This is a genomic window from Promicromonospora citrea (genome assembly GCF_013004695.1).
GTDB lineage: Bacteria > Actinomycetota > Actinomycetes > Actinomycetales > Cellulomonadaceae > Promicromonospora > Promicromonospora citrea.
On sequence record NZ_JABEMG010000054.1, the window covers coordinates 17,858 to 28,956 of the forward strand.

Genomic DNA, 11,099 nt, shown 5'->3' on the forward strand with positions numbered 1-11,099 from the left:
CGGCCGCATGGGGATCCGCACCGAGTACTTCGCCGCGCCGACCGACGAGGCGGCCGCGTCGGTGCTCGACGTGCCCGGCGGCCCCAGCGAGCCTGACCTGCGCACGCACCAGCCACGGTTCGACGCCGTCGTGCTGCCGTCCGTCGACCCGTTCGTCATGCTCGGCGGGCTCGCCGGCGTCCTGTCGGGGCGCCCCTACCGCGAGGTGACCGCGCACCCCCGCCACGGCGCGCTGGTGTGCGACAGCGGCGAGGAGGGCCCCTGGGTGGTGTCCGTCGCGCAGCCGCTGCTCGACGACCTCGCCTCGGCCGGCCCGGCGCGGCTGGTCGAGGCGGCCCGCGCCTGGTCCGGCACCGGCGGCCCGACGGCGCCCCGCCGGAACCTCGTCGCCGCCCTGCTGCCCCTGGCGGCGCTCGCCACCCGCGCCGCCGACGCCGGGCACGGGCTCTACTGCTGGACGAGCCTGACCGACTGACGCACGTCCGCGCCGTCCCCGCCGCCCGCACTGCGAAAACGATGTACACGAAGCGGTGGACAGATGCTTCACTTGGCCCGTGGCCAGCACCCGTACGTCCCTCTGGCGGACGCTTGTCGAGCTCCGTGGCAACCCGCGCGCCTGCGTCTGGACCGAGCCCCTGTGGGGCCTGTCCATGGCCCTCGTGCTCCCGTACGCGTCGGTGTACATGCTGGCCCTGGGCCTGCACGACGCCCAGATCGGCTTCCTCGCCACCGTCGGCATGGTCTCCCAGGTCGTCTTCGGCCTGGCGGGCGGCATCATCACCGACCGTCTCGGCCGGCGCGCCACGACCGCCTGGTTCGACGTCGTCGCCTGGGTGATCCCGTGCATCCTGTGGGCCGTGGCGCAGGACTTCTGGTTCTTCCTCGCGGCGTCGCTCGTCAACGGTGCCCTGCAGGTGACGCAGAACTCGTGGGACTGCCTCATGGTCGAGGACGCCGAGCGGCACCAGCTCACGCGGATCTACTCGCTGGTCAAGGTGGCCGCCGACTGCTCGGCGCTGTTCGCGCCGATCGCCGCCGTCCTGGTCGCCCAGCTCGGGCTGGAGCCGGCCGCCCGCATCCTGTACGTCAACGCGGCCGTGGTCATGACGGTCAAGATCGTGTGGCTCTACCTGTGGTCGCACGAGACGCGTCAGGGCAGGGTGCGCATGGCCGCCACGCGCGGCCAGAGCGTCTGGACCCTGCTGGCCGGCTACCGCGGGGCGCTCGGGCTGCTGCTGCGCTCGCGCGGGTCGCTCCTCGCGCTCGCCGTCGCGGCGCTGTTCGCGGCGGTGACGCTCGTCAACGGCACGTTCTGGCAGGTGGTCGCCAGCCAGCACCTGCACGTGCCGGACGCCCTGCTGCCGTTCTTCCCGATGGTCCGCTCGATCCTGTCGGTCACCTTCTTCTTCACGCTCATCCCGCTCATGACCGCCGCGGCGGACCTCAAGCGGGCGACGCTGTGGGGGTTCGGCGTGTACCTGGCCGGGCAGCTGCTCCTCGTCGCGATCCCGGCGGCCGACGGCGGCGCGACGCCCACGACGTACGCGTTCCTCGGCCTGTGCCTGCTGCTCGACAGCTTCGGCGCGGGCATGCTGTTCATGCTCTCGGAGTCGCTCGTGGCGCTGCACGTCGACGCGGGCGAACGGTCCCGCGTCATGGCGCTCCAGCGCACGGTCATCATGCTCGCCGCGGCGCCGTTCGGGTGGATCTCCGGCTGGCTGTCCGGGATCGACCGCACCTACCCGTTCGTGCTCACGGCGGCGCTGCTGGTGGTGGGTTTCGCGCTGGTGCTGGCGCGCTGGGTGCCCACGGACGGACACACCGAGCCGGTCAGCGCGTGACGCCGCCCGCCGCGTCGTCGCGCGGCGCGGCGTCGGCGTCCCCGCCCGTGTGGCCGTTGCCGCGCCGTGCCAGGCGCATCGCCAGGTAGAGCACCGCGCCGAGGGCGAGCAGCGCCCCCGCCCGCAGCCACGTCGCGCCCGACTGCTGGCTCAGCAGCAGCACGCAGCTCGCCACACCCAGCCACGGCACCACGGTCACGACGCGGAAGTGCTCGTGCTCCACGTGGTCCTTGCGGAGCACGAGCACGGCCACGTTCGTGCTGATGAACACGAGCAGCAGGAGCAGCACCACCGTCTCGGCGAGGGCCGCGAGGTCGCCCGTGAACACGAGCACCATCGCGACCAGCGTCGTGGCGACGATCGCCGCCCACGGCGTGCGGCGGCCCGGCAGCACGCGGTCGAGGACCGACGGCAGGAGCCGCTGCTCGGCCATGCCGTAGGCGAGGCGGCTGGACATGATCATGGTGAGCAGCGCCCCGTTGGCGACGGCGATGAGCGCGACGAGGGAGAACAGCCACGCCGGCACGCCGCCGGCCGCCGAGACGACCTCGAGCAGCGGGCCGGTCGACCCGGCGAGCGTCTCCGGGTCCACCACCGTGACGGCGGCGACACCGACCGCGAGGTAGACGACGCCCGCCGTGACCAGCGCACCGAACAGCGCCCGCGGGTAGACCCGCCGCACGTCCTTGACCTCCTCGGCGACGTTGGCGGAGGTCTCGAAGCCGACGAACGAGTAGTACGCGAGGATGGCGGCGGACAGCACGGCCAGCGCGGGCGTCACCCCGTCGGCGAACTGCACGGCCCGGCCCGGCTCGCCGTCGCCCCGGCCGAGCACGACGGCGGCGAGGACGACGATGAGCACCAGGCCGCCCACCTCGATCACCGTCATGACGACGTTCGCGCCGAGCGACTCCTTGATGCCGCGCGCGTTGAGCAGGGCCACGGCGGTGAGGAAGAGCAGCGCGACGAGGCGGTCGGGGGCGTCGACGAACGCGGCGAAGTAGTCGCCCGCGAAGGCCAGCGAGAGGCCCGCCGCGCTGGTGACACCGGCCGCGAGCATGGAGAAGCCGACGAGGAAGGAGACGATCGGCTGCTTGAAGGCTCGCTCGGCGAACACGGCGGCGCCGCCCGCACGCGGGTACTTCGTGACGAGCTCGGCGTAGGAGCCGGCGGTGAGCAGGGCCAGGCCGAGCGCGACGAGCAGGGGCAGCCACACCGCGCCGCCGACCTCGCCGGCCAGCTCGCCCACGAGGGCGTAGACGCCGGCGCCGAGCACGTCGCCGAGGATGAACAGGTAGAGGAGCCGGCCGCTGACGGTGCGGTTCAGGCGCGTGCTCGGCTCGTTCGCTGTCGCTGTCATGACGTGAGCGTCGCACCGGGCGCGGCTGCTCGCAGGACGAACGGCGGCCCGGAGCGCGTCACGGCCGTCCGGGGGGACGGCGTCAGCGGCGGTACAGGCCGGCCGCCGTCCGCAGCGCCGCGCGGGCCCTGCCGCGGTCGCCCGCCGCGTCGTAGGCGAACGCGAGGTTGTACCAGGCGCGCCAGTCGTCCGGGTCCTCCTCGACCGCGGCCCGCCGGGGCTCGAACGCCGCGTCGGCGGCGGCGCGGTCGATGCGGCCGCCCGGCGAGCGCGGCAGGTCGTCGACGGGCAGCTCGCCGTCGGCCGCGAGGGTGTCGGCCATCCGCTGGACGGTGGCGGCGAGCCGGTACTCGCGCGCGATGAGCCCGATGACCAGCAACGGGATGACGAGCACGCCGACGCCGATGCCGATGAGCAGGGGCTCGCCGCTGCGCAGCATCGCCAGACCGCGGCCCGCGATCTGCCAGACGTAGAGCGCGAGCAGCGCCGTCACCGCCAGCGCGCCGGGCAGGCCGCGCGGGATCCCGCGGCGCGACCGCGGGCCGCCGTCCGCTCCCGCGGCGCCGGGTCCGCCCTCGGACCCGCTCACGACAGGTCCAGCACGTGCTCGAGGCCGACCGTCAGCCCCGGGCGCGAGACCACCGAGCGGATCGCGAGCAGCACACCGGGCATGAACGACGCCCGGTCGAACGAGTCCTGCCGGATCACGAGCTGCTCCCCCTCGTTGCCGAACAGGATCTCCTCGTGCGCCACGAGGCCGCGCAGCCGCACGGCGTGCACCCGCACGCCGTCGACGTCGGCGCCCCGGGCGTCCCAGCCCGACTCGGTCGCGTCCGGCGACGGGCCACGGCCCGCCTCGGCGCGCGCCGCGGCGATCGCCGCGGCGGTGTGCCGCGCGGTGCCGGACGGCGCGTCGACCTTGTTCGGGTGGTGCAGTTCGACGACCTCGGCGGACTCGAAGTAGCGCGCGGCCTTGGCCGCGAACGTCATCGCCAGCACGGCCGAGAGGCCGAAGTTCGGTGCGATGAGCACGCCGAGCGCGCCCGTGCCGCCCTGCCCGCGCGGGGACAGCTCGGCCAGGTGGGCGGCGACCCGGCCGCGGGACGCGTCGTCCCAGCCGGTGGTGCCCACCACGGCGTGCGCCCCGGCGTCGAGCACCGCGTGCACGTTGGCCTCGGTGACGGCGGGCACGGTGAAGTCCACCGCGACGTCCGCCCCGGCGAGCGTCTCCGCGGAGACCTCGTCGCCGCGCCCCAGCCGGGCGACCAGCTCGAGGCCGTCCGCGGCCTCGACGGCCGCGCACGCCTGCGTGCCCATGCGGCCGCCCGCCCCGAGCACGGCCACCTTGATGTCACTCACGATCCACCCCTTGCTCCCGCTGACGGTTCAGTTGTCGGACGGGCCCACGCGCACGATCGAGCGCGGGCGCGCGGCCAGGTCCTGCGCCAGCGCCTGGACGTCCGCGGCTGTGACGGCCTGGATGCGCTCCAGCGACTCGGCCAGGGACAGCAGCTCGCCGTAGACGAGCTCGGCCTTGCCCAGCCGGCTCATGCGCGAGCCGGAGTCCTCCAGCCCGAGCACCGTACCGCCGGACAGCTGCCCCACGGACCGCTTGAGCTCGCCCTCGGTGATGCCGTCGTGCGCCAGCTTCTCGAGCTCCTCGACGAGCAGCTCGGTCACCTGGTCGGCCTTCGCCGTCGCGCAGCCCGCGTACAGGCCGAACGTGCCGAGGCCGCCGTGCGCCGACGCGAAGGAGTACGTCGAGTACGCGAGCCCGCGCTTCTCCCGGATCTCCTGGAACAGGCGCGACGACATCCCGCCGCCCAGCACGGCGTTGAGCACCGACAGGGCGAAGCGCCGGTCGTCCGTGGCGGAGATGCCCGTCGAGCCGACGATGATGTTGGTCTGCTCGACCGGCCGCACGATCATCTGCTCGCTGCCGACGTCGGGCACCCCCTCGCGGTCCTCCGTCCCGGCGCGCCGGCCACGGGGCGCGGCCGCGGCGTCGAGGTCCCAGCCGCCGTCGGTCAGGGCCTGCGTCACCTGCTGCACGAGCCGGTCGTGGTCGATGCCGCCCGCCGCGGTCACCACGAGGGTCTCCGGGCGGTAGTTCCAGCGGTAGTGGTCCCAGACGGCGTCCCGCGGGACGGCGTTGATGGTCTCGGGCGTGCCGCCGATCGGCCGGCCCAAGGCGTGGTCGCCCAGCACGGCCGCGGTGAACTGCTCGTGCACGACGTCGGTCGGGTCGTCGTCGTTCATCGCGAGCTCTTCGAGGATGACGCCGCGCTCGGTCTCGAGCTCGTCGGAGTCGAGGCGCGCCGAGGTGACCATGTCGGCGATGACGTCGACCGCCATCGGCAGGTCGGAGTCGAGCACGCGCGCGTAGTAGCACGTGTGCTCCTTGCCGGTGGCCGCGTTCGCCTCGCCGCCCACGGCGTCGAACGCCTCGGCGATGTCGAGCGCCGTACGCCGTGCGGTGCCCTTGAAGAGCAGGTGCTCCAGGAAGTGCGTCGAGCCGAAGTGGCCGTCGGTCTCGTCCCGGGAGCCGACGCCGATCCACGCGCCCACCGTCGCCGAGCGCTGGCCCGGCGGTGAGCTCGGCACCGGGCTCGCCCGAGGGGACGAGCGGCAGGTGCCAGGCCATGTCAGGCGTCCGCGGGTGCGGGGGTCTCGACGGCGTCGGCCGACGCCGACTCCTCCTCGTCGGTGACCGCGACCAGCGAGAGCTTGCCCCGCGGGTCGATCTCGCCGATCTCGACCTGGACCTTCTGGCCGATGGAGAGCACGTCGTCGACGTTCTCGACGCGCTTGCCGCCCACGAGCTTGCGGATCTGGCTGATGTGCAGCAGACCGTCCTTGCCCGGCGACAGCGAGATGAACGCGCCGAACGACGTCGTCTTGACGACGGTGCCGACGAACCGCTCGCCCACCTCGGGGACGTGCGGGTTGGCGATCGCGTTGATCGCCGCGCGGGCGGCCTCGGCCGAGGGGCCGTCGGTGGCACCGATGTACACGGTGCCGTCGTCCTCGATGGAGATGTCCGCGCCCGTCTCCTCCTGGATCTGGTTGATCATCTTGCCCTTGGGGCCGATGACCTCGCCGATCTTGTCGGTGGGGACCTTGACGGTGATGACGCGCGGCGCGTTCGGGGACATCTCGTCCGGGACGTCGATCGCCTCGGCCAGGACCTCGAGGATCGTCAGGCGCGCGTCGCGGGCCTGGTTCAGCGCGGCGGCCAGGACCGACGCCGGGATGCCGTCGAGCTTGGTGTCGAGCTGGATCGCGGTGACGAACTCCTTGGTGCCCGCGACCTTGAAGTCCATGTCGCCGAAGGCGTCCTCGGCACCGAGGATGTCGGTCATCGCCGCGTAGCGGGTCTCGCCCTCCACGGTGTCGGACACGAGGCCCATGGCGATGCCCGCGACAGGCGCGCGCAGCGGCACACCGGCGTTGAGCAGGGACAGGGTGCTCGCGCACACCGAACCCATCGACGTCGAGCCGTTGGAGCCGAGCGCCTCGGACACCTGGCGGATCGCGTACGGGAACTCCTCGCGGCTCGGCAGCACCGGCACGAGCGCGCGCTCGGCGAGCGCGCCGTGGCCGATCTCGCGGCGCTTCGGGCTGCCCACGCGGCCCGTCTCACCGGTCGAGTACGGCGGGAAGTTGTAGTTGTGCATGTAGCGCTTGCGCGTCTCCGGACCGAGCGAGTCGATCTGCTGCTCCATGCGGAGCATGTTCAGCGTGGTGACGCCCAGGATCTGGGTCTCGCCGCGCTCGAAGATCGCCGAGCCGTGCACGCGGGGCAGCACCTCGACCTCGGCCGAGAGCGTGCGGATGTCCGCGAGGCCACGGCCGTCGATGCGGACGCCCTCGGTGAGCACGCGCTGGCGCACGAGCTTCTTCTGCAACGAGCGGAACGCCGCCGACAGCTCCTTCTCGCGGCCCTCGAACTGGCCGTCGAGCTGCTCGTGCAGGCGGGCCTTGATGTCGTCGAGCGTGCCCTCGCGCTGCTGCTTGTCCGCGATGGTCAGCGCCTCGCGCGTCGGCTCGGTGACGGCCGACTCGACGGCGGCGTAGGCGTCGTCCTGGTAGTCCGGGAAGAGCGGGAACTCCTGCGTCTCCTTGGCGGACTGCGCGGCGAGCGCCGCCTGCGCGTCGCACAGGGCCTTGATGAACGGCTTGGCCGCCTCGATGCCCTCGGCGACGACCTCTTCGGTGGGGGCCGCGACGCCGTCGTTCTTGATGAGGTTCCACGCGCCGTCGGTGGCCTCGGCCTCGATCATGGCGATCGCGACGTCGTCACCCACGACACGGCCGGCCACGACCATGTCGAAGACCGCGCGCTCCTTGTCGGAGTACTTCGGGAACGCGACCCACTGGCCGTCGACCAGCGCGATGCGCACGGCACCGACCGGGCCGTCGAACGGCAGGCCGGAGATCTGGGTCGACGCCGACGCGGCGTTGATCGCCAGCGTGTCGTACGCGTCGTCCGGGTGGATCGCCATGACGGTGATGACGACCTGGACCTCGTTGCGCAGGCCCTTCACGAACAGCGGGCGCAGCGGGCGGTCGATCAGGCGGCAGGCGAGGATCGCCTCGGTCGAGGGACGGCCCTCGCGGCGGAAGAACGAGCCGGGGATGCGACCCGCGGCGTACATCCGCTCCTCGACGTCCACCGTCAGCGGGAAGAAGTCGAACTGGTCCTTGGGCTGCTTGCCCGCCGCCGTCGTCGACAGCAGCATGGTCTCGCCGTCGAGGTACGCGGCGACGGAGCCGGCGGCCTGCTTGGCGAGGCGCCCGGTCTCGAACCGGACGGTGCGGGTGCCGAAGCGACCGTTGTCGATCACGGCCTCGGCGAACTGGATCTCGGGACCCTCCACGGGTGCCCTCCTTGTTCTCTCGGGACGCCCCCGCACCCGACGGTCATCGATCGAGGCCCACCGAGCCGCCGCGGTGCGGGTCGCTCGGGAGGCCACTACCGAGGACCGGACGAGGTCGCGGGTGGCGCTGTGGGTTGTGTACTACAGCATCTCACCAGACCAGCCCGGCCCCCGCAGCGGGGGCCGGGCTGGGCGGTGACGAGGTCAGCGGCGCAGGCCGAGCTTCTCGACGAGGGCGCGGTAGCGCTCGATGTCGATGCTCCGCAGGTAACCCTGCAGGCGACGGCGCTGGCCGACCAGGAGGAGCAGACCACGACGGCTGTGGTGGTCGTGCTTGTGCTCCTTCAGGTGCTCGGTGAGGTCCTTGATGCGCTGCGTGAGCAGCGCGATCTGCACCTCGGGCGAGCCGGTGTCGCCCGGCTTGGTCCCGTACTCGGAAATGATCTGCTGCTTCGTGGCAGTGTCGAGCGGCATGGCTCTCCTTCGGTGTCGTTGCGCGGTGCTCCGGGACTGCTTCACCGGGGCGCTCTCGATCCGCGGCCGTTCAGACGGCGGTACAACATTACCAGTGGTCAGCCGCCTCGGCTGCCGCCGCGTGATGAGACCTCCCGCACGTCGCGCCACCTCACGCGCCGTCGTGCCCCGCGTAGCCCTTCCCCGTGACGTCGCGGCGGAACCTCGGCAGGCCCGCCTCGTCCTGCCCGACCGGGAACACGCCGGCGAACGCCAGCAGGTCGGTGATCGTCGTGACGAGCCGCCCGTCCTCGAACCGCACGCCGTAGCCGGGGTTCCAGTCCCCGCCCGGCCGCCGCAGGTACGAGTCCGGGTCCAGCCGCAGCAGGTAGAGGAACGTCTCGACCAGGATGCGGCTGCCGACCTCGCCCAGGAAGTTGCCGTTGCCCTGGACCTCTGCCTCCTTGAGCACGTAGTACCACAGCGGCGTGCCGTCCAGGTCGTCGAGCGCGCCGACCACCTCGGGCGACGCGTCGCGGCGCAGCTGCTCGGGGGTGAGCGGGCGCACCCGCAGGGCCTCGGCCACGGCCTCGCCGGTCGGGACCGCGAGCATGTACCCGCGCAGCAGGTTGCGCTGCGCGAGCTGCTTGAGGAGCGCCTTGACCGGTTCCGGGGCGCTGTTGCCCTCGTTGAGCAGGTCCCCGAGCCCGTCGGCGAGGAACGGGTCGATCTTGCGCGCCATCCGGAACGTCAGCGGGTCGCCCTTGTCCGTCAGGCGCGGCCACTCGACCGGCCAGTTCGACGGCAGCGCGGGCAGCGGGTTCGCCGGGTCCGGCGAGAGCCCGCCGTTGCCGGTGAACCGGAAGAGCTGGTCCAGCGTGGCGACCCCGCCCGGCCCGCCGCCGGTGAAGTTGACGTTGAAGTCGTACGCTCCGCGCACCATCGAGTGCCCGAACCGGAACGCCGCGACGGCGAACTCCAGCGGCATCGCGGTCCGCCGCGCCGGGCGGAACAGCGTCGGCCCCTCGGCCAGCACGGCGTCGAGCACGCCCGCCTTGGTCAGCGTCCGCAGGTAGTCGTTCACCACCAGCCACTGGTAGTGGAACCGCACGAGCTGCTGCGCACGGTCGAACAGCGAGCGCCGCGTGCCGGCGAACCACGGCTCGTGCCGCGCCACCCAGTCCACGACCGCGTTGTGGAACCGGATCATCGCGACGTGGAACTGCGCCACGACCAGGTTCTCGTCGTTGCGGCTGTCGGGGATCAGCGGCAGGCGCTCGCTGCCCGGCTCGGTGCTGCGCGGGAGGTCCCGCTGCGGGTCGTCGCCCGGGGCCACGAGCGAGAACGGGCCGATCGGCTCCGTGCCGACCCGGCCGAGCCGCAGCTTGGCCGAACCGGGCACGTACGCCGCCTCGCTCCGCGTGGTGCCGAGGTCCTTCTCGCCCGGGAACCGCGGGCCCGACCCGTACAGGCTGTCGAGGTCGAGCAGGGGGTTGCGGCCGTTGTGCAGGCTGCGACGCACGGCTCCGGGGCGGAACGCCCGGAACGGCTCGGACACGATGTCGCCGAGCGCCTGGTCGCCACCGGGGCCGGAGCCGTCGTCGGGGCCGTTGGTGTTGAGCGTGATGTCGTGGTCGATGAACTGGCCCCAGTAGGTGTAGACGGACGGGACCGTCGAGTCGCGCGACGGCGCGGGCGTGGCGGGCGGCGTGGTGGGCGGCGCTGCCGCCGGCTCGATCATGCCCGCCCCGAGGCGCAGCAGGGCGTCACGGGTCGCGTCCACGGCGTCGCCCACGGGCAGGTGAGCCTCCGGGAACCGGCGCGCCAGGTGGTGGAACAGGTAGTCGAACGACGTCGTCGCGTCGAACCGGTGCTCGCGCAGGTCACGCCGGACCGCCGCCTCGGTGCGCGGCATGAGGGTGGCCGTGCTGTCGTGCGGTGCGGCGCCGTCGGCGGGGGCGGACGGCACGAACACGCCGCCGTGGCCGATCCGGCGGACGGTCCGCCCGGTCGGGGTCTGCGCCAGGTCGACCGCCTCGTGCGGGGTGTTGTCGGGGTCGCCCTGCGGCGGCGCCTGGGTGGTCTGGGCCATGATCCTCTCCTTGGCTGGGGTGGGCTGCTGGACGAAGGCCTTCCCCCAGGAGGAGCGTCGGCGCGGCGCCCCGTGACCGATCCCACGCCGATCGAGGACTCATTCGGCCAGGGCCGAAGCGTGTATCAGGAGGCCTGCCTCACCGCGTGCGTCGGGCGTGCCCCGCCCACAGCACGGCCCCCACGGCGAACGCCGTCTGGACCGCGACCAGCGTCGGCGACGCCGTGCCCACGACCGCCGCCACCGCGAGCGGCAGGGTGCCGAGGAGCGCGAGGTCGGGGCCGGTGGCCTGGTGCAGCACGAGCCCTGTGGGCACCGCGCCGGCGGGCGTGGCGAGCATCGGCACGTCCCACGGCACCGGCCCGCGGTAGGCGGCGCGCACGGCGGCAGCCCCGAGCACGACGGCGGCAGGGGCCGCCGTCCCGGCCCAGGCCCAGCCCCCCGTGGCCACGACGGCCGCGAGCAGCACCGCC

General features: G+C 73.2%; 9 protein-coding genes and 1 pseudogene. 2 read left to right on the forward strand and 8 right to left on the reverse strand.

Annotation, left to right across the window (positions count from 1 at the left end; genetic code table 11):
- Positions 1-7 precede the first annotated feature (7 nt).
- Both HLB15_RS12060 and HLB15_RS12065 read left to right on the forward strand, forming a co-directional pair.
- Positions 8-475 (forward strand): hypothetical protein, encoded by a 468-nt coding sequence (locus HLB15_RS12060; RefSeq protein ID WP_171105954.1) that lies wholly within the window; start codon positions 8-10, stop codon positions 473-475.
- Between the two features lie 79 nt (positions 476-554).
- Positions 555-1,841, forward strand: coding sequence for an MFS transporter (locus HLB15_RS12065; RefSeq protein WP_171105956.1), 1,287 nt, complete (start codon positions 555-557; stop codon positions 1,839-1,841).
- Here the strand turns inward: HLB15_RS12065 and HLB15_RS12070 are convergent.
- The 8 genes and pseudogenes from HLB15_RS12070 to HLB15_RS12105 all read right to left on the reverse strand — a co-directional run.
- The gene (locus HLB15_RS12070; protein WP_171105957.1) at positions 1,831-3,201 is read right to left on the reverse strand and encodes an APC family permease; all 1,371 of its coding nucleotides are present in this window, start codon (positions 3,199-3,201) and stop codon (positions 1,831-1,833) included. The two genes, HLB15_RS12065 and HLB15_RS12070, sit on opposite strands and share 11 nt — an antisense overlap.
- 82 nt (positions 3,202-3,283) lie before the next feature.
- Positions 3,284-3,790, reverse strand: coding sequence for a tetratricopeptide repeat protein (locus tag HLB15_RS12075; protein ID WP_373291078.1), 507 nt, complete (start codon positions 3,788-3,790; stop codon positions 3,284-3,286).
- On the reverse strand, positions 3,787-4,560 hold the full coding sequence (gene dapB, locus HLB15_RS12080) for a 4-hydroxy-tetrahydrodipicolinate reductase (protein WP_171105959.1): 774 nt from the start codon (positions 4,558-4,560) through the stop codon (positions 3,787-3,789). Before dapB ends, HLB15_RS12075 begins: the two co-directional genes overlap by 4 nt.
- 27 nt (positions 4,561-4,587) lie before the next feature.
- Positions 4,588-5,805 carry a M16 family metallopeptidase gene (locus tag HLB15_RS12085; protein WP_311979577.1) on the reverse strand — a complete coding sequence of 406 codons (1,218 nt, stop codon included), beginning with the start codon at positions 5,803-5,805 and terminating at the stop codon, positions 4,588-4,590.
- 41 nt (positions 5,806-5,846) lie between these two features.
- Positions 5,847-8,081: a polyribonucleotide nucleotidyltransferase gene (locus tag HLB15_RS12090; RefSeq protein WP_171105961.1), complete on the reverse strand. Its 2,235-nt coding sequence runs from the start codon at positions 8,079-8,081 to the stop codon at positions 5,847-5,849.
- Positions 8,082-8,285: 204 nt separating this feature from the next.
- Positions 8,286-8,555, reverse strand: a complete 270-nt coding sequence (rpsO, locus tag HLB15_RS12095) for a 30S ribosomal protein S15 (protein WP_171105964.1) — start codon at positions 8,553-8,555, stop codon at positions 8,286-8,288.
- A 151-nt stretch (positions 8,556-8,706) separates the two neighbouring features.
- Positions 8,707-10,626: a peroxidase family protein gene (locus HLB15_RS12100; RefSeq protein ID WP_171105965.1), complete on the reverse strand. Its 1,920-nt coding sequence runs from the start codon at positions 10,624-10,626 to the stop codon at positions 8,707-8,709.
- 139 nt (positions 10,627-10,765) lie between these two features.
- Positions 10,766-11,099 (reverse strand): annotated as a pseudogene (locus tag HLB15_RS12105) (DUF6297 family protein); the annotation flags it as partial.

What these genes read in the sequence shown, in the direction of transcription:
- HLB15_RS12100 (WP_171105965.1), bottom strand. Translation starts at nt 10,626, where the DNA reads ATGGCCCAGACCACCCAGGCGCCGCCGCAGGGCGACCCCGACAACACC.
- rpsO (WP_171105964.1), bottom strand. Translation starts at nt 8,555, where the DNA reads ATGCCGCTCGACACTGCCACGAAGCAGCAGATCATTTCCGAGTACGGG.
- HLB15_RS12070 (WP_171105957.1), bottom strand. Translation starts at nt 3,201, where the DNA reads ATGACAGCGACAGCGAACGAGCCGAGCACGCGCCTGAACCGCACCGTC.
- HLB15_RS12060 (WP_171105954.1), top strand. Translation starts at nt 8, where the DNA reads ATGGGGATCCGCACCGAGTACTTCGCCGCGCCGACCGACGAGGCGGCC.